The organism is Stenotrophomonas maltophilia, assembly GCF_006970445.1.
Classification (GTDB): domain Bacteria; phylum Pseudomonadota; class Gammaproteobacteria; order Xanthomonadales; family Xanthomonadaceae; genus Stenotrophomonas; species Stenotrophomonas maltophilia_AU.
Map to the genome: position 1 here is coordinate 2197145 of NZ_CP033877.1, position 21869 is coordinate 2219013.

The 21869-nt window shown below is 66.4% G+C and carries 19 protein-coding genes; 7 read left to right on the plus strand and 12 right to left on the minus strand.

The genetic code is table 11. From position 1 onward, the window contains the following. Window positions 1-47: 47 nt before the first annotated feature. From EGM71_RS10165 to EGM71_RS10180, 4 genes are all read left to right on the plus strand, one after another. Entirely contained in the window at window positions 48-797 is a 750-nt protein-coding gene (locus EGM71_RS10165) for a hypothetical protein (RefSeq protein ID WP_188489603.1), read from the plus strand. Between the two features lie 414 nt (window positions 798-1211). After that, window positions 1212-3248, plus strand: a complete 2037-nt coding sequence (gene fusA / locus EGM71_RS10170; RefSeq protein ID WP_188489605.1) for an elongation factor G — start codon at window positions 1212-1214, stop codon at window positions 3246-3248. 299 nt (window positions 3249-3547) lie between these two features. Continuing rightward, complete coding sequence (locus EGM71_RS10175) at window positions 3548-3820, plus strand: hypothetical protein (RefSeq protein ID WP_006366874.1); 273 nt, start codon at window positions 3548-3550, stop codon at window positions 3818-3820. 110 nt (window positions 3821-3930) lie between these two features. After that, window positions 3931-4686, plus strand: a complete 756-nt coding sequence (locus EGM71_RS10180) for a SapC family protein (protein ID WP_188489607.1) — start codon at window positions 3931-3933, stop codon at window positions 4684-4686. Here EGM71_RS10180 and EGM71_RS10185 read toward each other — a convergent pair. The 12 genes from EGM71_RS10185 to EGM71_RS10240 form a co-directional block, all read right to left on the minus strand. Next, entirely contained in the window at window positions 4643-7015 is a 2373-nt protein-coding gene (locus EGM71_RS10185) for an ATP-binding protein (RefSeq protein ID WP_188489609.1), read from the minus strand. The genes EGM71_RS10180 and EGM71_RS10185 overlap by 44 nt on opposite strands. Next, window positions 7012-7638, minus strand: coding sequence for a response regulator transcription factor (locus EGM71_RS10190; protein ID WP_188489611.1), 627 nt, complete (start codon window positions 7636-7638; stop codon window positions 7012-7014). Before EGM71_RS10190 ends, EGM71_RS10185 begins: the two co-directional genes overlap by 4 nt. 283 nt (window positions 7639-7921) lie before the next feature. Then, on the minus strand, window positions 7922-11401 hold the full coding sequence (locus EGM71_RS10195; RefSeq protein ID WP_188489613.1) for a DEAD/DEAH box helicase: 3480 nt from the start codon (window positions 11399-11401) through the stop codon (window positions 7922-7924). A 296-nt stretch (window positions 11402-11697) separates the two neighbouring features. Next, the gene (locus EGM71_RS10200; protein WP_135967898.1) at window positions 11698-12231 is read right to left on the minus strand and encodes a lipocalin family protein; all 534 of its coding nucleotides are present in this window, start codon (window positions 12229-12231) and stop codon (window positions 11698-11700) included. Between the two features lie 8 nt (window positions 12232-12239). Next, the gene (locus tag EGM71_RS10205; RefSeq protein WP_188489615.1) at window positions 12240-13313 is read right to left on the minus strand and encodes an SAM-dependent methyltransferase; all 1074 of its coding nucleotides are present in this window, start codon (window positions 13311-13313) and stop codon (window positions 12240-12242) included. Continuing rightward, a complete protein-coding gene (locus EGM71_RS10210; RefSeq protein ID WP_188489617.1) occupies window positions 13310-14095 on the minus strand; it encodes a DUF1295 domain-containing protein in 786 nt (261 codons plus the stop codon). The genes EGM71_RS10205 and EGM71_RS10210 overlap by 4 nt, the downstream gene beginning before the upstream one ends. Further along, a complete protein-coding gene (locus tag EGM71_RS10215; protein WP_188489619.1) occupies window positions 14092-14637 on the minus strand; it encodes a DUF2878 domain-containing protein in 546 nt (181 codons plus the stop codon). The genes EGM71_RS10210 and EGM71_RS10215 overlap by 4 nt, the downstream gene beginning before the upstream one ends. Window position 14638: 1 nt before the next feature. Continuing rightward, window positions 14639-15898: an SAM-dependent methyltransferase gene (locus EGM71_RS10220; protein WP_188489621.1), complete on the minus strand. Its 1260-nt coding sequence runs from the start codon at window positions 15896-15898 to the stop codon at window positions 14639-14641. Beyond that, window positions 15895-16662, minus strand: a complete 768-nt coding sequence (locus EGM71_RS10225) for a DUF1365 domain-containing protein (RefSeq protein ID WP_188489623.1) — start codon at window positions 16660-16662, stop codon at window positions 15895-15897. Before EGM71_RS10225 ends, EGM71_RS10220 begins: the two co-directional genes overlap by 4 nt. Further along, the gene (locus tag EGM71_RS10230; protein WP_188489625.1) at window positions 16659-17936 is read right to left on the minus strand and encodes an NAD(P)/FAD-dependent oxidoreductase; all 1278 of its coding nucleotides are present in this window, start codon (window positions 17934-17936) and stop codon (window positions 16659-16661) included. Before EGM71_RS10230 ends, EGM71_RS10225 begins: the two co-directional genes overlap by 4 nt. A gap of 1 nt (window position 17937) precedes the next feature. After that, window positions 17938-18888, minus strand: a complete 951-nt coding sequence (locus EGM71_RS10235) for an acyl-CoA desaturase (RefSeq protein ID WP_188489627.1) — start codon at window positions 18886-18888, stop codon at window positions 17938-17940. Between the two features lie 111 nt (window positions 18889-18999). Further along, window positions 19000-19737, minus strand: a complete 738-nt coding sequence (locus EGM71_RS10240; RefSeq protein ID WP_188489629.1) for a hypothetical protein — start codon at window positions 19735-19737, stop codon at window positions 19000-19002. 133 nt (window positions 19738-19870) lie between these two features. Between EGM71_RS10240 and EGM71_RS10245 the strand changes: the two genes are divergently transcribed. From EGM71_RS10245 to EGM71_RS10255, 3 genes are read left to right on the plus strand one after another with little or no spacing between them, the layout of a single operon-like run. After that, on the plus strand, window positions 19871-20494 hold the full coding sequence (locus EGM71_RS10245; protein WP_188489630.1) for a sigma-70 family RNA polymerase sigma factor: 624 nt from the start codon (window positions 19871-19873) through the stop codon (window positions 20492-20494). After that, window positions 20491-21165, plus strand: coding sequence for a ChrR family anti-sigma-E factor (locus tag EGM71_RS10250; RefSeq protein WP_188489632.1), 675 nt, complete (start codon window positions 20491-20493; stop codon window positions 21163-21165). Before EGM71_RS10245 ends, EGM71_RS10250 begins: the two co-directional genes overlap by 4 nt. A gap of 1 nt (window position 21166) precedes the next feature. Then, window positions 21167-21868 carry an oxidoreductase gene (locus EGM71_RS10255; RefSeq protein ID WP_223224566.1) on the plus strand — a complete coding sequence of 234 codons (702 nt, stop codon included), beginning with the start codon at window positions 21167-21169 and terminating at the stop codon, window positions 21866-21868. The last annotated feature ends 1 nt before the right edge of the window (window position 21869 follow it).

The window sequence follows — 21869 nt, forward strand, 5'->3', positions numbered from 1 at the left end:
TCACCGCGTATCATGTTCGACGGGATTTCCTTCAATGGACTGATGCAATGATCTGTAATGTTTCGCGTGGCGTGCTGCTGGCCCTGATGGTCGCCTCCGCAGGCGCCGCCAATGCGGCATCGACTTCGCCGGTGTCGCTGATGAGCGCGGCCGAGCAGGCTTCTCTGATCGAAACCCGGTACTCGGCCGGTGATGGCGCGCCGGTCGCCGCGATGACCACCCGCTACTTTGCCAATGATGAGCTGTCGGTCAGCTGGGATGACCAGCAGGTGCTGGTGCTCTGCAAGGAAGCGGCGTACCTGAAGATTCCCGCCGCCAAGCTGAAGGCCGGTGCGTTGACCACCGAGCAGCGGCAGATGATTACCTACCAGGCGGTGATGTCGGGGCTGGGGGCGATCGCAGCCGTGGCCGAAGCGGCCGGTGATGCGGTGATGGTGGCCGACGATGGCAGCGAGCTGCGCCGCACGGGTGAAAGCAATTGGGCCTACGGTGTGGAGCGGTATGACGTCACCACCCAGCGCATGGCTGACGGCGCGCTGCGGGTGCGGGCGCGCAAGACCGAAACCGTGAACAACGCCAAGCCCGCTTCGCCGGATGATAGGTTCAGCACGGAGGATGATCAGGCGGCTCGCCTGTCCGAGCTGGCACCGGTGGGGAGCTGGACCGAGGCGTTGATCCACGGCGGCCCGCGCCAGGCGCAGGTGGACCCGGCGATGTCGCTGAAGGGGTGGGTGTCGATGGCGGACGACCAGGCGGCGACCGTGGCTGAGGCGCGCAAGCTGCACGACTGCAAGTAGTGCTGACAGGGGTCAGAGCCCTTTGCCCCAGGCAAAGGGATCCGACCCCGATCGTTGTCGGCCTCATCGTTCCATTTATGTGCGCAATATTCACTTGCGCGCCAGATTGGCAGGTCTAGAATGCGCCCCATGAACCGGATGCCGCTCCTGAAGTATTTCACCCTGACCCGCGCAAGCGCGGAAAGGGCGTGTCTGCCTGGAGCCCCACGAGGCCGTTGAGACGGCCATCGCTGGACCTTCGACAGAGCGCCCTCCGGGGCGCTCTTTTCGTTTCCGCAGTTCCATTCCCCGTAACCCGATGTACCGCAAGGAGAACGTGCCATGCACCAGATCGCCGAGACCGAACGCTAGCCGCGCACCCTGTCGCCAACCGGGGTGCGCGGCCCCTGGAGTTGGCTTTGCAGGAACCTCTTTATGAACACCCAGACCCTTTCCCGCCGTCGCAACCTCGGCATCATTGCCCACATCGACGCCGGCAAGACCACGTTGACCGAACGCCTGCTGTGGAAAAGCGGTGAAATCCACCGCGTCGGCGAAGTGCACGATGGCAATGCGACCACCGATTTCTCGGCGATCGAACGCGAGCGAGGCATCACCATCGGCGCGGCCGCCGTGCAGGCACAGTGGGCGCCGCGCGACCTGCCGCCGCATCGGCTGACCCTGATCGACACCCCCGGCCACATCGACTTCGCCATTGAAGTCGAGCGTTCGCTGCGCGTGCTCGACGGCGCCGTGGCGGTGTTCTCGGCCGTGGACGGCGTGCAGCCGCAGTCCGAGACGGTGTGGCGCCAGGCGCGTCGCCATCGTGTGCCGCTGATCGCTTTCGTCAACAAGATGGACCGTGTTGGCGCCTCGTTCGAGCGCGTGCTGGAGCAGCTGCAGGACAAGCTGCAGGCGCGGCCATGGGCGCTGGGCGTGCCGTTGGGTAGCGAAAGCGGCTTCAACGGCTGGGTCGATCTGGTCGATGAGCGCGTGCTGCACTGGCAGGACGGTGCAGCGACGATCGTCAGCGGGTGGGACGCCGCCGCGCGTGCACAGTGGCAACCGCAGCGCGATGCGCTGGTCGAAGCCGTGGCCGATCATGACGAACAACTGGCTGATGCCTGGCTGGAAGGTCGCGTGATCGATGCTGAACTGCTGCGCGCGGCGATCCGCCGGGCGACGCTGGCGGGTGCGGGCGTGCCTGTGCTGGCCGGCGCCGCCTTCAAGGACAAGGGCATCGAAACGCTGCTGGACGCAGTGGTCGATTACCTGCCGTCGCCGCTGGATCGGCCCGCCGTCAGCGCTGAAAGCGATGAGGGCGAGGTGGTGCTGCCGCCGGATCCGGAGGGTCCGCTGGCCGGCCTGCTGTTCAAGATCACCCACCAGCAGCACGGCGCGCTGAGCTTCGTGCGGCTGTACTCGGGCACCTTGAAGGTGGGCGACGCGGTGGCCAGTTCGCAGCATCCGCACGGCCGGCGCGTCAGCCGGCTGGTGCGGGTGCAGGCCGACCAGACCCACGACATCGAACAGGCCGTGGCCGGTGACATCGTCGCGGTGCTGGGCTGGAAGGATGCGGTCAGCGGTGAAACGCTGAGCGGGCGTGCGCAGCCGCTGCGCCTGGAGAACATCCAGGCACAGGCGCCGGTGCTGGCGTGGCGGTTGGAGCCGGCGCGTGCGGCCGACCTGATCCGGATGGCACAGGGACTGGCCAGCCTGGCCCAGGAAGATCCCTCGTTCCGCGTCGAAACCGATCGCGACACGGCGGAGACCCTGGTCTGGGGCATGGGCGAGCTGCACCTGGAGGTGATGGTCGAGCGCCTGCGTAGCGAATGGAAGGTCGATGTGGGCGTGGGTGCGCCGCGCGTGGCCTACCAGGAGACGCCGATGCGTGCGATGACCGGCGTCGTCGGGCGGCTGGTCAAGCAGACCGGTGGACAGGGCCAGTTCGCGCATGTGGTGCTGGATGTGTCGCCGCGCGAGGACGGCCAGGTGGTGTTCAACGACCGCATCGTCGGTGGCGTGGTGCCGCGCAGCTTCATCGCCGCGGTGGAGAAGGGTGTGCGTGCTGCGCTGTCGGAAGGCCCCCAGGGTCATCCGGTGGTCGGCATCGAGGTCAGTCTTGTCGATGGCCAGACCCATGCCAAGGACTCTTCGGAGATGGCGTTCCATCGCGCGGGCGCCGAGGCGATCAAGGCGGCGCTGGCCGAGGGTGGCACGCAGCTGCTGGAGCCGGTGATGGCGGTGACGGTGCATTCGCCGTCAGCGTCGGTGGGCGATGTGGTTGGCGACCTCAACCGCCGCCATGGACGTATTGCCCGCATTGACGATCAGGATGGTCGCGCCGAGGTCAGTGGCTTCGCACCGCTGGCGCAGCTGGTGGGTTACACCACGTCGCTGCGTTCGCTCAGCCAGGGCCGGGCCAGCAGTGAGGCGCACCTGCATGGCTACGAGCCGGTACGCGCGGCATGAAGAAGGTGAGGGGAGCCCGTTCGCGGGCTCCCTTTTCTTGTGGGGGTTCGAATTTCCGTATCCACGCATGGCGTGGATCTACCAGGCGCTGGCGGGTTTCCGCGCCCATGCATGGCGTGGATCTACCGGGTGATCGGTCCGCAAGCTCTGCAGTAGATCCGCGCCATGCGTGGATGCAGCCCTTGGCTCGGGATTTTTTGCACTGCAATGCAGCAAAACTGCAGAAAAAGCTGGATTAAAGTGATGCCTCACGATAAATTGCGCACCCCCCGTTGCTCGCCGCCGCCCGCACCCCACCCATGCGTGATGACAAAGACCCCGGAACCCTGGAGCTGACCCTACCGCGCAAGCGCGGTCGTCCGCCCAAGTTCGGGTACGCGATGAGCGATGCGCAGCGGGCCGCGCGCTACCGTGCGCGCCGGGCAGGGCAGGCCAATCATGCCGATGTACGCGCCTGCTCGGACATGGTGCTGTTGGACAAGATCCGTGCGGCGGTGAGCGCGCGCGATACCGAGCTGGCCGGCTTTCTGGTCCACGTCCTCTGGCAGCGCTACCCCCTGCAGTTGAAATAGTTCGCTGCTGGGGTGGCCGTTGTCATCGAGCTTGTTGATAATGCGGGATTCAGGTTGTTCCCGCTGGCGTGCCCGGGATGGCAGGCGCGCATGATCGAACGGTTCCCAAGATGACCACCACCAGCGACACCACCACCGAAGCGGCGCAGAGCGGCGCTCCCCTGTTCTACACCCGTCCGGTGCCGCTGCAGGCCGATGTGCATGCCGATCTGCGCATCCTGCCGGGCAAGCTCGAGTTCGCTGCCGGCAACAACGCCATTCCGCTGGTGCTGGGCGAGTTCTCGCTGGCCCTGCACCACTTCCCGATCCTGTTCGCTGGCCCGGGCGCGGTGCCGATGGCCGCCGTTGGCGTGTCCGACCAGAACCTGTTCATCAAGGACGGCCTGTGGGAAGACGAGGCCTACATTCCGGCCTACCTGCGCCGCCACCCCTTCATCTTCATCGACACTGGCGCGGAGAATGACTTCCTGCTGGGCATCGACGAGGAAAGCCCGCGCGTGGTCAAGGGTGGCGAAGAAGGCCAGCCGCTGTTCGTTGACGGCAAGGCCACCGAAATGGTGCAGCAGGCGCTGGAGTTCTGCGGCCAGTACACCCGCGAGCACGAACAGACCCAGGCTTTCTCCAAGGCCCTGACCGACAACGGCCTGCTGGTCGAGCGCAATGCCACCGTGCGTACCCCGGATGGTCGTGAGTTCAATCTCAACGGCTTCCTGGTCGTGGACGTCGAGAAGTTCGTCGCGCTGCCGGAGGCAACCGTGGTCGAGTGGCACCGCAGCGGCTGGCTGGCATTGATCCACCAGCATCTGATGTCGCTGGGCCGCTTCAACGATCTGACCCGTCGTCAGGTCGAGCGTCTGGCCGCGTGATCAAGGGGTCGGGCAGGGCTCCCGCTGCGCGGGGGCTCTGTCCGGCCTGCAGCACGTCCAGCAGGCGACGCGCATCGATCCAGTCCGGCGCGGTGTCGTGCGCAAGATCGACCAGTTCCGCGGCGATGGCCGCATGCTCGCATTGGCCCAGCATCTGTAGCGTGCCCTGCAACCGGTGCGCGTGATGGCCGAGTGCCGATGCGTCTGCATGATCGACAGCTCGCCTGATTGTGCCGAGCTCATCGCAGATGTCGGCGATGTAGGCCGCATCCATTTCATTCGTCTGCGGGGATTCGCCCGGGCTCTCCGGCGCCGGAATGCCGAGCGCAGGCAGCAGCTGTGCGGCGCGCAGGGGCTTGGCCAGCACCGCGTCGAAGCCTGAGCGCCGGCAGCGTGCGTGGTGACGTCGCCCGGTGCGGGCAGACAGCGCGATCAGGCGGACCGGGTGCCCGGAACGGGCGCGTAGTTCGCGCGCCAGCGCGTGACCATCAGTGCCACGCAACCCAATGTCGATCAGCGCGGCGTGGCGAGGCTTCCGGATCTGTTCGGCCAGGGCGCTGGCCGCATCTTCCAGGGCGCACACTTCTGCACCCCAGCGTCGCAACTGCTCGGCGATGACGTGGCGATTGAGCGCGTGGTCCTCCACCAGCAGCAGTTGCAGTCCGGCCAGTGGCGTGCTGCCTACAGGCATGTCCTTGGCGTGCTCGCTGGTGCCGGCTGGGCACACTGGCAGGCGCAGGATGAAGCGGCTGCCGCGTCCGAGAACGCTGTGTACGGTCAGATCACCTCCCATTGCGCGGGCCAGCTCGCGTGCGATGGAGAGCCCGAGACCACTGCCGCCACGCTGCTGCCCGCCGTCGCCCTGCTGAAAAGGCTGAAACAGTGCAGCCACCTGCGCTGGCGCGATGCCGATCCCGCTGTCGATCACCTCCAGCAGCAGTTCCCGCGGTCGCGCTGCGGGCAGCAACTGCAGGCGCAGTTCGATGCCGCCGATATCACTGAACTTCACCGCGTTGGCCAGCAGGTTGCTGGCAATCTGGCGTAGCGCATCGCTGTCCACCAGGATGATCGGCGAAGGTCCGGCCGGGGTATCGAGAAGCAGCTGCAGGCCTTTCCGTTGCGCGTGTGGGCGGACGGCGTCCAGTGCCTGCTGGCAAAGCTGGGCCGCATCACAGGCTTGGGCGTGCGGCCTGAAGGCGCCACTGGCGAGGCGCGAAAAATCCAGTGCGCGATTCAACAGGCTGCGCAGGGATTGGCTGGCGCTGCTGGCAGCGGCGAGTAGATCGCGCTCGCCTTTCGGCAATGTCGATTGTCCAAGCAGCTCGATCGAGGTCAGTACGGCCTGCGCCGAATTGCGCATCTCGTGACTGATCACCCCGATGGCATGCGCGCTGCTTCGGTCGCCGCGTACGCGCAGGTGGCGGATCGCGCGCCACAGCAACGGTAGGGCGATCAGTAGAGGGGCCAGAAGCAGCCACCCGCGCGGGGGCGAGACCTGCATCCAGTCAAGTGCGTTCCCGGCTGCCGCAGGCAGGGTCTGGCCCGCCCATAGGTGGAGCAGTCCTGCATGCTCCTCCAGCGTGATATCGCGCAATGCCTGTTCGATGCGTCCGAGCAACTGCCGGTCGTCCTGGCGGACGAGCAGGTAGAGGTCGGTGGAGAAGCTGCTGTCGAACGATTGCAGGCGCAGGCTGCCATTGAAATGGCGTCGAACCAGGGGTCGCAATGTCGGCTCGATGCCAATCGCCACGTCCGCCCGGCCGGATTCGACTGCCGTCAATGCCGCGTGCCGATCAGGCAGGTGCTGCAGCCGGACCTGCGGATGATGCGCGCGCAGCCAGCCGGCGTAGGGCCCGCCTTCAACGACGGCGACGACCCGTCCGTCGAGCTCGCGCATCTCCCGTGGCAACCACTCGCCGGCGCGTCCGGCCAGCAGGGTAGCGCCACCCCGGAAGCGGCTGGACGCGGCAAGGTCGGGGCAGGGGAGGGCCTGGTGCCTTGCGCCGCCAAACACCATGACCAGGTCGGCCTCGTGACGGCACACCGCGAGGATCGATGCGGCAGTGGTCGGATAGGGGTGGTCCAGGAAGGCGAGTTGGGCGTGCTGGGCCACAAGGTCGGCGTAGCCATGGGCAAGCGTAGGCGGTGACGATGTATCGGCCAATGCCGGGGGAACGGGGCGCAGGGAAGGGGCCGTGGCCACCCGTACGCTGCTGCCAGGCAGCCAGCGCGACGACCGGATATCTTCCGCCGATGCGGCGGGTAGAAGCAGCAGTACCAGCAGTCCCGTGGACAGGAAGCGCGGGCGCAGCGGCGCCTGGCGCCTCACGGTGACTCCAGGTGTTCGCGCAGCGCGTAGATCTCCACGTCGCTGCGCAATCCCAGCTTGCGCAGCACCGCGACCTTCTGTGTGCTGACGGTCTTGATGCTGCGGTGCCGGCGCAGTGCGATTTCGGAGACGGTCAAGCCTTCCAGCAGCAGGCCCAGTACCTCGCGTTCGTTGCGGCTGAGTTCGCCGCGATCACCTGCCAGCCTGACGTCCGGGGGAACCCGGATCAGGCCCTGGGATACGCGCACGCTGGCGTCGGATAGTGCAGGAAGGGGCTCGGCCTTGCTGACGAATCCGCTGAGTCCGGCATCGAACAGGCTGTTGAGGTTGGTGGTGGGGGAGAGCGTGGCGAAGGCCAGCAGCGGCGTGCGGGGGAACTGCTGGCGCAGCAGCGCAACCAGCTCGATGCCGCCCAGGTCGCCACGGGCGAGCGTGAGGTCGATGATCGCCACATCAACGGGCGTGTGGCGGAGGCTGTCGATCAGTGCATCGCTACACCCATGGCTGGCGACGATGTCGAGCCGGAGATCGCCTGACAGGTGCAGGGCAGTGCCGCGACGGACGACTTCGTGATCGTCCAGGAGCGCCAGGCGGAGCCGACGCGGTGCAGGAAATCCATTCATGCGCGGGAGGTGGTCGGCGCCCATGGGCGTGGCCGTCATTCTGGCGCCGCTGTCGCGTCGAGCATCGAATTTGTTGCGTTTTTACGACTATTCCTAAAGATCGATATGTGCGGCCGATCGAGCAGGGCCTACTCAGTTGCTGTGCAAATGGATATGGCGCGGGTCAGGGGTGTGCGCGTGACTTCCGTCGTGGTCACTGGGGTTATTAACGTGACGCGTCACGTCGGCATGACCTTGCGCCCCTGCCCTGGGAGGGCGGCTCCGTCAGGGCAGGGGAGGGCAGCTATCGAGTCTGCACGCCGGGTATCGACATGCGATCCAGGAACTGTGCCGGCGTGATGCGGGGCAACTGTTCGGCATGGGCGGCGGAGAAGTGACGCAGACCGCCCCAGAGTGCGGTGTCTCCGATCAGGAAGCAGCGGTGCTGGGCACGGGTGACGGCGACGTTGAGCAGATTGGGCTTGCTGGAGGCCCAATGCGCCGCGCCCACCGTGTCCGTGTCACAGCCCAGCACCATCCAGACAATGCTCTCTTCCTTGCCCTGGAAGGTGTGCACGGTGCCGACGCGCTCCCTGCACCACGTGCGCAGCTCGGTGGTGCGTGGCGCCTGCGTGCCGGGCGGGGCATCCGCGCCAAGCCAGGCGTCCTGATTCCGCAGTCGCGCGAGCAGGGCGTTCTTGATGCGCTTGAAGGGCGAGATGATATAGACCGGGGGAAGCGTTCCTGTGCTGTGATAGAGCACCGCCAGCGCCTGCCGCACCAGGTCGATCTGGCACGGCACGACCTGCTTGTCGCTGGTGCGGCCGGGGGCGTGTACCCAGGCGCTGCCGCCGATATCCAGGCTGTCGGCGGGTGGCCGTGCTGCGCTGGGCTCCCACGGGTTGGAGAAGATCATCTTCCCCTCGTAGGCAATCGTGTTGGCAATGGAGAACATCGGTTCGACGCAGCGACGATGCACACGCAGCGGGCTGCCGATCCAGAGCGGCTCACCGCCGGACTCCATCCGGGCACCGAGCGGGTTGGCCTCGTCGGCCAATACCTGCACGGAGGTCTTGTCGGGCGAGACGTTCATGTCTGCGGGCAGTGCGCTGGTTTGGCCCAGCGCCTGCAACAGCTTGACCGGCACGGTGAACACCGGCTCGATCTGCAGCGGATCACCCACCACGATCGCGCGCCTGGAGCGCAGCAGTGCACCAACCGCCGCCTGTGGCACGGCCTGGCCGGCTTCATCGATGAACAGCCAGCCGATCGAGTCCGGTCCCAGGTGGCGGAACTGGCGTGCGACGGAAGCGAAGGTGCTGGAGACAACCGGCACGATCATGAACAGGCTCTGCCAGATGGCCAGCGCATCGCGTGGCTCCTGCAGCCGCTTGCCGCCCAGCAGGTGGCACAGTGCAATGATGTTCTGGGCGAAGCCGCCGCCCGTCTGCACGACCTCGTGCAGCCAGGCCTGGTGAAGCTGCAGCGCCGCCACGAAGAGGTTGGCGCGCTGCTCGTTGAGTTGCTCGCTGTTCCAGACTCCCTTGATTTGCCAGTCCTGATTCTCCAGTTCGGCCGCGGTGGCGGGATGGGACGCGGTGCCGAATTCGGCTTTCAGCCGTTCCAGCTGTTCCGCCATTCCAGCCCACTGCTGCGCCCGTGCCTGCGCGGCGGCCGATGCCTCGGCCAGGGTGCTCGCGGTGCGGTCCAGGTGCTGTTGCGCTGAATCACATTGCGGCCCGAGTTCGAGGCGGCGCAGGGTCCATTGCTGCTGATGATCTGCGTTCTGCGCCATTGTGGCCGCATGGCTGTTCGCACGTTGCCGATCAAAGATGCTGGCCCACCAGCCTGGCTTCTCTTCCTTCAGCAGGGTGCGTTGCGCCTTGAGCAGCGCGAGCTCTTCATCGGTCCTGCGGCGCTGGCTGTCGAGTGCAATGAATGCCTGTACGGCTTGCTCATGCGCGCGCTGTGCATCGCGAAGCTGTGACGCCGTATGCCGGCAGAAGCTCTCCTGATCGTTGCCGCTGACTTCACGGCTGAGCGAGGCGAGCCGATCAAGCTTTTCGACCAGTCCATTGACCATCGCGTCCGCCTTGTCGAACGCCTGCCGGGCCTCCTGGAAGCTCATGGCTGCCGGGCTGCTGCGCCATTGCCAGAGCGACTGGTGGCGGGTTCGGTCGTACCCCTTCGGCGTGGTCGTTTCGCCCTTCCTCGGGCCGGCCACGCTGATCGCCCGTACAAGCGCCTCGCGGTTGGCCTTCCTGCCCAATGCGCAGCTGATCAATCCCCAAGCATCGCTGTCTGCTGCCGGTCGTTCATAGGCGCCCCTGCCGTTCCAGTCGAGCAGGTTGCGGGCCAGCGGCCGAAGGTAGTCGAAGGTCACGTCCCCTGTGCTACTACGCCAACACGAACTTCCGGGCTTGCCCAGTGAACGGCTCTTCGGCAGGTCACGCGAAATGTTCTCCACGGCGGCGTTGTTCGACGATGCAACCACCATCTCGAAGCCGGTCAGGTCGGTCTTCAGCAGGGAGATCCTGCACGGCTTCTCACCTTCGAAGTTCACTTCGCGGGTTGCATCAAACGCAGCGGCGGGCGTTGCGCACTGTGACAATGCACGTGCACGGCGCACAATGTTTTCAGCGAAGATTTCACGCAGCAGCGTGGTCTTGCCGGTCCCGGGTGGGCCATTGACCGAGAAAATGCCTGAGTCGCGCACCTGCTCGAAGATGCTGTTCACAGCGAACTGCTGCATCAGGCTCATCGTGTGCGCAGGATCACCGGGCCAGTGGCCCCGATTGATGTGCCGCGGCCGCAGCCGCTCGGAAATCAGCGTCTGCCCTTTCGGTGTGTACAGGTCTTCGCGCCGGCTTTCCGGCAATGGGCTCAGGTAGGCGCGCAGCGGGGCACTGGCAGTGCCCTGGTCCAGTGCGCCGATGGCCCGCGCGATATCCTCGACGAAGAAGCTGTTGAGGATGCTGATCTCCGCGTCCTCTTCGGAGTGGGCCTCATCGTCCTCGGCGTCGTCCGCTTCCGGCGTTGACGCATTGTCGGGCCCCGGGGGTGCGGCCTTTGGTGCCTGTTCCGGCTTCGGCTTGTCTTCAACGCTTTTCGCCCGGATGACCAGCAGGGGAGCGGACGCGTCGCCCGCGGACGGGTCATGACCCGACCAGGTGCGCAGGATGTCGAGCAGGCGCAGCAGGTCGTCGGGGCTGCAGGGCATCGGGCCCTCATCCTGTGCGGCGGGGGTGGCAGTGGTGCTGCGGAACGTCGCCACGTCGCGCTTGAGTGCTTCAAGGCTTGCCTGGAAGGCGTCGAAGCCCAGGCCCTGCAAGCCATGCCTGGAGATCGTGCCCAGTGCCCACGGAACGGTCGACACCGAGATTTCACCCAGCTGCATCACGCCGTCGGCGTTGGCCCGCAGGCTGGCCGCGCAGGTCAGTCCTTCCAGTTCGGCCCGTTCGTCCTGCTCCAGCGATTCGTCATCGCTCGGCGTATCGGCCAGTACCCGCTGGGTGATGTCGGCCAGCTGGACCTTGTCGAAAATGCCGAGGTAGACATCGAATCCACTCAGCCGGCGCCCGGACGGCACGGGTGGGGACCACAGATCCTGCGGGTCCAGTCGCTCCAGCTGATCCCTGGACAGCAGCCGTACGCTCCAATCCGCGTCTTTCGACTCAAGGACCTGGCCCTGCAGATCGTAGGGTATGAAGAACTCAACCCTGTGCCAGAAGCTGAGGATCGCGCGGTGCCTGGCCTGCAACGTGTTGCGTCGTTCTTCCTTCAACTGCCTGTTCCTTCCATTGTGAAATCGGCTGCGGCCGGAGTGCGCCCTTCGCGGGCCATTGTGACCGGCGCGCAGCCCTGCATTAGCCATTAGCGGCCGCCGCGGTCGAGTCTTGAGTGTTCGTGGTTCGGGCGCCAGGCTGCGATGCCGTCGGCGACCATTGCTGGCTTGCCCGGGACGGTGGCGATGATGATAGACATGGCCCCGACAGCGGCTGCGCGCGTGCGGCATGACCAAGGCGGCTGCGGTGATGAATGCGACATCCGGCGCCAGCCAAATGTCGATATACGCTGCCGTCAGCGCACCGACTGCGGCACACGCCTCAGCTTGCCGGTGTCGTAGCCCATGGCCGCGATGCGTTGCACGGCCTGCTGGTAGTCGCTCTCGGATACCTGCGGCGTGCGTGCCATGTACCAGACATAGTCGCGCTTGCTGCGGGCGACAATGGTCTGCCCATAGTCGTCGTCCAGCCAGGCAATCACGTACTCGGCCTGGATCGGCCAGACGAACTGCATGCCCCAGATGGCGCCGTTGCCGTTCTTCTCGACCCGTCCAACAGGGTGCATCGACTTCTGCGGGGCGTCGAAACTGCCCTTGCGATAGGTGAAGGTCGTCTGGATGCGCCCGTCCGGCTTCAATGCGTAGCTCTCCACGGCGTCGAAGGCTTCGCGCTCCGGCCAGGATGGGATGTGGGCGATCACATACCAGTCGCCCATGAAGCGTGGCACGTCCACGGATGGAGGGCGGGGCAGGGGACGGGTATCGCTGGAACTGCAGCCAGAGCCAAACAGGCTCAATGCCAGCAGGGGAAGCAGCGAGCGCATGCGCATGTCACACCTCAACCGGGGCGGAACAGATAGTGGGCGACCAGCCACTGCTGGCCGTCGTCGTATCCAAACAGCTCGGCGCATGCCATCCAGAACATGCGCCAGCGCTGCCACCAGATCTTCGCCGCGGCCTGGCCGTAGGTTGCGACAAGAACCGGCATCACCTGCTCGCGCGCTGCATCCTGGTTGGCCAGCCAGTGGTCGGCGGTGCGCTGGTAGTGGGTGCCATCCAGCAGCCAGCGTTGATCGAGCCGCAGGTCGCGCTGGAAGTGCAGCAGCGTATCGGCCGCCGGCATCAGCCCGCCGGTGAAGAAGTGACGCCCCATCCAGTTGTCGCCACCCTCGGTCTCGAACGGGTACATCAGCGTGCGATGGGCGAAGATGTGCACGAACAGCGCGCCGTCGGGCTTCAGCCACTGGCTGATTCGCGCCAGCAGGCGTTCGTAGTTGCGTACATGCTCGAACATTTCCACCGAGACACAGCGATCAAAGCGCGCGGTTGGGAGCTCGAGCTGGTTGACGTCGCAGGTCAGCACCTCGACGTTGTGCAGCCCCCGGGCCTGGCATTGCGCCAGGATGTGCTGGCGCTGGCTGTGCGAATTGGACACTGCCGTGATCGCAGCGGTGGGATAGCGTTCGGCCATCCACAGGGTCAGCGAACCCCAGCCGCAGCCAAGCTCCAGGATGTGCTGGCCATCGGCCAGTTCGGCGCGCTGGCCATACAGTTCCAGCATGGCCTCCTCAGCCTGGTCCAGCGTTTCGCGCCCGGTGGGGTAGTAGCAGCTGCTGTACTTCAGGCGCCTGCCCAAACAGGCCTGGAAGAACGCCGCGGGAACTTCGTAGTGCTGGCGGTTGGCCGCGTCGGTATGCAATGCGAGCGGGCTGTCGGCGAGTTCTGCGATACGACGGCTGAAGCGCGCGGACTGTGCTTCGATATCGCTCAGCATTTCCTCGTGCAGACGTTGCGCGCACAGGCGACGGATGCCGGCACGCAGGGCCGCATCGGGAACCAGTCCGCGCTCGGCCCAGGCGATCAACCCGGTCTCCGCGTCGTCGGCCGGGTTCAGTGACGGAATCGCGTTCATGCGGAATGCTCCTTGGAAGAACGAGGGAACCAGGGGAAGAACATCGGCGTGCTGCGCTGGTAAGCGCGATAGTCGTCGCCGCGGCTGCGCAGCGCCTGCTTTTCAGTGAATGGAATGCCGCTGAGGTAGCGCAGGAACACGTACATCAGCAGTGGGCCTGCCCAGGCCAGCCACCACAGCGGCGAGCCGATCGCGAGCAGGACGTAGCTGAACCAGTGCAGCCACTCGAAGAAGTAGTTGGGGTGGCGGGAGTAGCGCCAGAGCCCGTCGCGGCAGGTGCGTCCCTTGTTCGCCGCATTGGCGCGGAAGCGGGCCAGCTGGCGATCAGCCAGGCTCTCGCCGCCGACGCTCAGCAACCAGACGCATGCCGCGGCCACTACCCACGGTGTCAGGCCGGTGTGGGAATTGGCAGCCACTGCAACGAAGGGCAGCGCGAACAGTACGACCAGCAATGCCTGGGCCATGAAGAAGCCGAAGATCCTGCCCTGATGCCCGTGCCAATGCTCGCGCAGGTAACGGTAGCGGCCGTCTTCCTGCTCGTGACGGACCCGGTGCCACAGGTGCAGGGCGAGTCGACTGCCCCACAGGCCGCCGAGCAGCCCCAGTGCAACCCGTGGCACCACCGCGCCATCACCCAGCAGCGCCAGCAACAGGGCCGAAGCGCCCACGCCCTTGGCCCAGAGCACATCGACCACGCCGATGTTGCGGTGGCGGCGCTGCCAGGCCCAGCCCCAGCTCATCACCAGCACGGCATACAGCAGCACCCACAGCAGATTGATCATGACGTTGCTCCGGCCAAGGAGGGCGGGAGGGTGCGGGAACCGCGACGAGCGGCCATGCACAGCAGCGAAAGCGCGATGCTCCAGCCTACGCCCAGCACCAGCAGACCCTGCCATAGCGGCGCAGTGAAACAGACCGCCTCGAAACCGCGCGCTGCGGAGAGATACGCCAGCGGGGCCAGCAACAGGCCGAACAGGGCTGGCAGGGCAGCGTGGCGCAGCAGGAAGCGCATCGAAGTGGTCAGCGTCATCGCAAACGCGGCCCATAACGCCATTATCCAGGGCGGCGGCGCTACGCCCAGCGGGGCCGCAGCGTAGCGCACGGTGCCGCTGGCCGCGGCACTGGCGTCGACCAGCCACGCGCAGGCCAGCGCCAACAGCATCAGGCGAAGATCCAGCCGGGGTTGTGGCGACGTCAGTAGCTGGCTGCCGATATAAAGCGTCGCTGCCAGCAGCGCAGGCCATTGCCAGCCGCGCGCGGCGCCGGCCACTGCGCACAGCCAGACCAGCTGGTTGCCAAGCAGATTGGCCCAGAACCGGCGCATCTCAGCTGCCCTGGTCCGGCGAGGCACTCGGACGATGCCCCGGGCGCGCCAGCAGCAGATGTGAAACGCCGATCGAACGCTCCAGGAAGCCGCCCTCGCAATAGGCCAGGTAGAACTCCCACATCCGGCAGAAGCGCGTATCGAAGCCCTGCGCCTGCACGTCGGGCAACCTGGCGAGAAACCGTTGGCGCCAGGCGCGCAGGGTCAGTGCGTAGGAGTGGCCGAAGTCCTGCTGGGCGATCAGCTGCAGGTCGCTGGAGCGGGTCTTGGCGGCCATGATCGCGTTGATCGACGGAATGAAGCTGCCCGGGAACACATAGCGCTTGATGTAGTCGACGCTGCGCCGGGCCTGCTCGTAGCGGTGGTCCTCGATGGTGATGGCCTGCAGCAGGGCAATGCCATCGGGCTTGAGCAGGCGCTGCAGCGTGGCCATGTAGGTGTCCAGGTACTCCGCGCCGATGGCTTCGATCATCTCGATCGACACCAGCTTGTCGAACTGACCCTGCAGGTCGCGGTAGTCCTGCATCAGCAACGTGACCTGATCCTGCAGGCCAGCTGCCCGCACACGTTCGGCGGCCAATGCATGCTGTTCCGCGGAGATGGTGGTTGTGGTGACATGGCAGCCGTAGTGCTGCGCCGCGTGCAGCGCAAAACCACCCCAACCGGTACCGATCTCCACCACGCGGTCGCCCGGCTTGAGTTGCAGCTGCTGGCAGATGCGGTCCAGCTTGCGCTGCGAGGCGGACTCCAGCGACTCGCTCTCCTTGGCGAACAGGGCCGAGGAGTACATCAGGTCCGGCGACAGGAACAGGGTGAAGAAGTCGTTGCCGAGATCGTAGTGCGCGGCGATGTTGCGGCGGCTGCCCTCACGACTGTTGCGGCGCAGGCGGTTCCAGCCGCGCAGCAGCCAGCCACCCACGCGGGCCGGGCCGTGTTCCATGCTGTCGAGCAGGTCGCGATTGCGCACCAGCAGTCGTATCAGGGCGACCAGGTCATCGCAGTGCCACTCGCCCTGGATGTAGCTTTCACCTGCACCGACGCTGCCTTGTGCCGCGACCTTGCGATAGAACGCCGGGTCTTCGATGGTGACGGTGACATGCAGTTCGCCGCGGGCATCACCCAACCAGACTTCGCCCAGTGCGTCGCGCACGCACAGGCGGCCGTCGCGCATCGGGGCCAGCTGGGCCAGCAGGCGGCGGCGCAGGAAGGCATCCAAGGCGCCGGGGCGCGGCAGCGCGACCGAAGGAGTCATCGAGTTCATCGCGGTTTCTCGGCAAGGGTGGGGTGGTCGTGCACGGGGTTGCGCTTCAGCCACAGCCGCAACGCGTGCCAGTGGATGGCGGCCACCACCTGGGTGGTCATCAGTGGATAGCAGGCCAGCACCCGGGCCAGCCCACGGCCATCCAGGGTGTGGCGCTGCATGACCTGGGTGGCATCAAACTGGCGCACACCGTCGCGCCAGACCTGCATGTGCACGCGCAGATCCTCATCAGGGCAGTTGAACCGCCAGTCGTAATGGCAATCCATCGGCATGAAGGGCGAGACATGGAAGCACTTGTCGAACCGCCAGCGCAGCGAGGTGCCTTCGTGCGTGGCCGTTGCGATTGGCAGCACGTAGGCGTGCCGTTCCTTCCAGGGCGTGTTGGTGATCTCGGCGACGATGCAGTCCAGCGTGCTGCCATCGGCGCGGTAGCAGTAGTAGAAGCTGACCGGGTTGAATGCGTGCCCGGCGAAGCGGAGATGGGTAAGCAGGCGTACCGGGCCGGTCGGCCGGTAGCCGAGCACGGTTGCCGCGTGGTCGCGCACCGCATCGGCCAATGGCCGGGCGGGATCCCCGAAGTAGTCGCTACGGCGGAACTCGGCCAGGTTGCGGCGATTGACCGACCACAGCCAGCGGCCGGCGAACACCGTGTCCAGCTCGTCCAGATCGAGCAACAGCTGCGCGATGGGGTAGCGGAACGCATGCGGATGCGGATGATGCCGGCGGTGCATCACCTGCCCGAAGTAGAGCGCACTGGCGCTCATGCGGCCACCTCGCCGGGAGTCGCCATGACGCGGTGCGGTTCGCAGGTGCGCAGGGCATCGACCACGCGACGGGCGCTGCGGATACCGTCCTCGTGGAAGCCCCAGCCCCAATAGGCACCTGCGAACCAGGTGCGGCGGTGGCCCTGCAGCTCCGCCCAGCGCTGTTGTGCGCGTACAGCAGCGTGATCGTGGACCGGATGCGCATAATGCAGGGTGCGCAGCACCTTGCCCGGGTCGATCGCCTCGCTGCGGTTGAGCGTGACCACCAGCGGCGTGTTGCCGGGCAGGCCCTGCAGCAGGTTCATGCAATAGCTCACCGTGCAGGGGGCGATGGGGTCTTCTGGTACGTGCGCGTTCCATGCTGCCCAGGCCTTGCGGTTGCGCGGCAGCAGCGAGGCATCGGTATGCAGCACGGCCTCGTTGGATTGGTAGCGGATTGCGCCGAGGATGTCGCGCTCGGGGGCATCGGCATCGATCAGCAGGGCCAGCGCCTGGTCGCTGTGGCACGCCAGGATCACCTCGTCGAAGTCCTCCACGCCAGCGGCGCTGTGCACGCGCACGCCCCATGGCATGCGCTCGACGGCCGTGACCGGGCATTGCAGCCGCTCATGCACCCGCCAGCGGCGGCGCAGTGCATCCACATAGCGCGCCGAGCCGCCCGTCACTACGCGCCAGTCCGGGCGACCGGTCATCTGCAGCATCTGGTGGTTGGCCATGAACTGCGCCAGGTAGCGGGCCGGAAACTCTCGCACCGTGGCCGCAGGAGACGACCACAACGCCGACGCCATCGGCAGCAGGTGCTCTTCAATGAACGCCTCGCCATAGCGCTGGCTGTGCAGGTACTCGCCGAGCGTTGGGCCTTCGGATTCGGCCAGCAACAATGGTGCATCCCGATAGAAGCGGCGCAGGTCAGCCAGCATGCCCCAGAACCGCGGCGACACCAGGTTGCGGCGCTGGCAGAACAGGCCATCCAGCGAGGTGGCGTTGTACTCCACGCCACTGCGCTCGCTGTGCATCGAGAAGCTCATCGTCGTCGGCTGCGAGGCCACGCCCAGCTCATCGAACAGCGCCGTCAGCAGCGGGTAGTGCAGGGGGTTGAAGACGATGAAGCCGGTATCCACCGCCATGCGCGCGCCGTCCACCTGCACGTCGTGGGTGTGGGTATGGCCGCCCAGGTAGTCGTTGGCTTCGAACAGCGTGACGTCGTGCTGGTCATCCAGCCACCAGGCGCTGGCCAGTCCTGCAATGCCGGAACCGATGATCGCGATGCGCATGTCAGTACCTCGCCTTGGCCAGCACCCATTCGGGAATCGGCTTGAGCCCTTTCACCAGCCCAAGCGCCGCCATCGCGCGCAGCCCATACCAGGTCAGGTCCACTTCCCACCAGCGGAAGCCTTGGCGAACGGTGCCCGGGAAGAAGTGGTGGTTGTTGTGCCAGCCTTCGCCGAAGGTCAGCAGGGCGAGCCAGAGGTTGTTGCGGCTGTCATCGCGGGTCTCGAAGCGGCGGCGGCCGAAGCGATGGGCCAGCGAATTGATGGTGACCGTGGCATGGAACAGCACGATGGTGGAGATGAAGAAGCCCCACACCAGCAACTGTGGCCCGGAGGTGTGCAGGCCCGGCGCCCAGCGCTCCAACCAAGCACCCAGTGCATACAGTGCCGCAGCCAGCAGTACCGGCACGGCCGTATCGAAGCGGTCCAGCCAGCGCAGCTCCGGGAAGCGCGCCAGGTCCGGTACCCGCGACAGGTCGGTGGTAAACCCCTCGCGGGTCAGGAACCAGCCCATGTGGCTGCGCCAGAAACCACCTTCGCGCGGGGAATGCGGGTCCAGCGGCTGGTCGGCGTGCCGATGGTGGTGGCGATGATGGGCGGCCCACCACAACGGCCCGCGCTGCACGCTGGACGCGCCGATCACCGCGAACACGAACTGCACCGGACGCGATGCCTGGAAGGTGCGATGGGAGAAGTAGCGGTGATAGAACGCGGTGATGGCGAACATGCGCACCGCATAGAGTGCTGCGGCCACGATTACCGCCGTCCACGAGATGCCCACCCAGATCACCGTGAAGCAGGCCAGATGCATCAGCGCGAAGGGCACGGCGCGCAACCAGTCGATGCGCCCCGGCCGCTCGCCGGGGGCCTCTGCGGCGTTGCCGGTATCGAACCAGCGCTGCAGCGTGCGCAGCAGGCGCCAGCGTCGACGGGGAAGGGGCGCTACAGAGGCCATGGCGGATCTCGGCGGGTGTCGTGTCTTCCTTTACGCAGCAGGATGCGCAATGGATGCGCCACGACGCAGTAAATTTCCACTTCACCTGGGCGTCACGACGCAACGCTCGGCCTAGGGTTGCGCCCATGCCTGTTGCCAGTCGCCTGCCGGTCGCTCGGCAGGTGGCGAGCGGAAGCGCACGGCTACCTGCGGGTAGCTGCCGCGGGCGTCGCGCAGATTGCTGGTGCCGCGGAACTCCAGCAGGCGGCGGTCGGCAGTGGCGTAGACCAGGGCCAGGCGCGGCGCGATGCCGCCGTACCAGGTGTCAAGACTGACCTCGATGGCCTGGGCGTCGATGCCCTGCCAGCGAACAGGGCCGGTGCGCCGCACCTGCACCGGGAAGTAGCGCTGGCGCGCAGGCACCAGGAACGGCAACGTGATGCGCTCGCCCCGCAGCAGCGCCGTCCAGTGCAGGCGCACCGCCGCGTCGAATCCCGCATCGATCACCGCATCCGTCGGCAACGCAAGCTGGCCCTGCCGCAGCGGGCTTGTGTCATCTTCCCGCCAGGAGATCGACACCGAATCGCCTGCGGCCTCCACCTCGGCCATCTGGCCGCTGCGACGGTCCTCGAGCGAGTAGCCCCGTGCCTGTGGCCGGGTGCTTGCCGGCAGATGCTTGCGGGCGAATGGCTGGCCGTCCGGGCATTGGTACAACACCCATCGCTCGGCGCCCTCCGCTGCCTCGCGCCGCCAGTGCACCTCATGGTAAAGGACGGCGCCCTGGCTGGAGGTCGCTACCCCCTCGTTTCGCAGCCAGGGCGCCGCCAGCGCGGCGTGGGGCAGGCACAGCAACAGCCAGGCAATGCGCATGGCGTTCATCCGGAAGGGGAGGGCTCAGGTCATACGGCGGAGATGGGCGGTTGGATGCGTTGCGCTGCCTGCATCCAATTGCTGCCCCCGCGCGTACAGAGGACAGACCTTCACCCGCCCGCCGCGAACGCCGATGTACCCTGACGCCGCCAGCACTCTCCTCAACTTCGATAGCGTACGCATTGTGTCCAGCGCCCAGCAGCCGAGCAGCGAGCCGACGAACTGGGCCGGTGACATGGATGGCGTGGCGCGGCTTCGTGACCGCGACTGTTTCATGCGGATCTACGACTACTTCATGCCGCGGCTGTGCGTGTACCTGCGTGGCCTGGGCGTGCCTGAGGCGGTGGCCGAGGAGCTGGCGCAGGAGAGCCTGCTGCGGCTATGGCTGCGGGCCGCCGATTTCGACCCCGGGCAGGGGGCCTTGAGTACGTGGCTTTATCGCATCGCCCGCAATCTGCATATCGATCGCATACGGCGCGAACGCAGCTGGATGCAGGTGCAGGCCGCGGTGGAAGATGCGGCAACGATGGATGTGGTTGAGCGCAGCAGCGCCGAGCAGTTCGCCGACCAGGCGCGGTTGCGGCAGAAGATCAATGAGCTGCCCGCCGTGCAGGCGAGGCTGGTGCGGATGTCCTATTTCGAAGCGAAGAGCCACAGCGAGATTGCCGAGGCGCTGGGCATGCCACTGGGGACGGTCAAGTCACACCTGCGCCGTGCGTTCCTGCAACTGCAGGCCAAAGTGGGAGGTGCGCTGTGAATCCGCATCACCACCTGCACGAATCCACCTTGATGAGCTATGCCGCCGGCGCGCTGCCGGCGCCGTTGAGCATCGTGGCCGGCGCCCATCTGGAGCAGTGCCCGCATTGTCGGCAGCGCCTGCGCGAGGCTGAGGCGATCGGCGCTGCTCTGCTGGAACAGACACAACCGTCCACCGCCGATCTGCGGCGTGAGCAGTTGCGCGAGGCCATGCTGATGCAGCTGGCCTCGGAATCGCCGATCGCCAGGGCGGAAATTACGCGCCCGGTACCGAAGGAGCGGCCCGAGGCCAATCCGGACCATCTGCCTGCTTCGTTGCACCCTTACTTTGGCGCTTCACTCAGTGGGTTGCGCTGGCGCTGGATGGCGCCGGGCGTGCACTGCATCCGTGCCGAGCAGATGCCGTCGCTGATCATGCTGAAGATCGCACCGGGCAAATGCCTGCCCATGCACAGCCATGGCCGCAGCGAGCTGACCCAGATCCTGCGCGGTTCCTACAACGATGCGCTGGGGCTGTTTGCACCGGGCGACGTGGCGGATCTGGATGAGGACGTGGAGCATCAGCCGGTGACGGCGCCGGGCGTACCGTGCATCTGCGTGTCGGCGTTGGATGCGCCACTGGTGTTCAGTGGCTGGCTGGCGCGGAAGATCCAGCGTTTCGTGAAGCTCTAGGATGAGTGCGGCGATGGCGACGGGCGCGCTACGGGTTCTGCTGACCGGTGCTGCAGGGCTGGTGGGGCAGGGTGTGGCCCTGGCCTGCCAGCGCTCGCCCCGGGTCGCCGATCTGACTGCCCTGGTCCGGCACCCGGGCAGTCTCAATGGCACTGGCAGCGAACTGATCGTGCCTGACTTTCTGCGTATCCAGGAACGGCAGGATGATCTGTTGGGATTCGACGCCTGCTTCTACTGCGCCGGCGCTCCGCCGGTGGGCACGGCCGAGGCAGAGTACCGGCGGGTGACGCTGGACACCACCCTGGCCGTTGCCCGCGCCTGGGCCACCGCGAATCCGCAGGGGTGCTTCCTGTATGTGTCCGGCGCCGGCGCGGATGCGCGAAGCCGTGTAATGCCATTGCGGGTGAAGGGCGAGACCGAGCGGGCGCTGCAGGAACTGCCGGTCCGCACGGTCATGCTGCGCCCGGGTGGCGTGCGCCCTGTCGAGGGAACCGGTACCCGTCATCCCCTGTTGAAGCCCTTGTACTGGGGTGGCGCACCGTTGATGAAGCTGGCGGGCGCGATTGCGCCATCGCTGATGACCAGCAACCTGGCCCTGGGCCAGGCGATGATTGCACTGGCCGGCAGGGAACATCCGCCGGCCACGGTGGAGTGCGCGGACATCAACCGGATCGCGATGGACGTGAGCGACCCGGTTGCCTGAC

Coding starts and splice junctions, on each gene's coding strand:
- fusA (WP_188489605.1), top strand. CDS start 1,212: ATGAACACCCAGACCCTTTCCCGCCGTCGCAACCTCGGCATCATTGCC.
- EGM71_RS10255 (WP_223224566.1), top strand. CDS start 21,167: ATGAGTGCGGCGATGGCGACGGGCGCGCTACGGGTTCTGCTGACCGGT.
- EGM71_RS10180 (WP_188489607.1), top strand. CDS start 3,931: ATGACCACCACCAGCGACACCACCACCGAAGCGGCGCAGAGCGGCGCT.
- EGM71_RS10190 (WP_188489611.1), bottom strand. CDS start 7,638: ATGAATGGATTTCCTGCACCGCGTCGGCTCCGCCTGGCGCTCCTGGAC.
- EGM71_RS10240 (WP_188489629.1), bottom strand. CDS start 19,737: ATGCGCATTGCCTGGCTGTTGCTGTGCCTGCCCCACGCCGCGCTGGCG.
- EGM71_RS10220 (WP_188489621.1), bottom strand. CDS start 15,898: ATGAACTCGATGACTCCTTCGGTCGCGCTGCCGCGCCCCGGCGCCTTG.
- EGM71_RS10210 (WP_188489617.1), bottom strand. CDS start 14,095: ATGATCAATCTGCTGTGGGTGCTGCTGTATGCCGTGCTGGTGATGAGC.
- EGM71_RS10200 (WP_135967898.1), bottom strand. CDS start 12,231: ATGCGCATGCGCTCGCTGCTTCCCCTGCTGGCATTGAGCCTGTTTGGC.
- EGM71_RS10245 (WP_188489630.1), top strand. CDS start 19,871: ATGTACCCTGACGCCGCCAGCACTCTCCTCAACTTCGATAGCGTACGC.
- EGM71_RS10225 (WP_188489623.1), bottom strand. CDS start 16,662: ATGAGCGCCAGTGCGCTCTACTTCGGGCAGGTGATGCACCGCCGGCAT.
- EGM71_RS10175 (WP_006366874.1), top strand. CDS start 3,548: ATGCGTGATGACAAAGACCCCGGAACCCTGGAGCTGACCCTACCGCGC.
- EGM71_RS10165 (WP_188489603.1), top strand. CDS start 48: ATGATCTGTAATGTTTCGCGTGGCGTGCTGCTGGCCCTGATGGTCGCC.
- EGM71_RS10230 (WP_188489625.1), bottom strand. CDS start 17,936: ATGCGCATCGCGATCATCGGTTCCGGCATTGCAGGACTGGCCAGCGCC.
- EGM71_RS10235 (WP_188489627.1), bottom strand. CDS start 18,888: ATGGCCTCTGTAGCGCCCCTTCCCCGTCGACGCTGGCGCCTGCTGCGC.
- EGM71_RS10215 (WP_188489619.1), bottom strand. CDS start 14,637: ATGCGCCGGTTCTGGGCCAATCTGCTTGGCAACCAGCTGGTCTGGCTG.
- EGM71_RS10205 (WP_188489615.1), bottom strand. CDS start 13,313: ATGAACGCGATTCCGTCACTGAACCCGGCCGACGACGCGGAGACCGGG.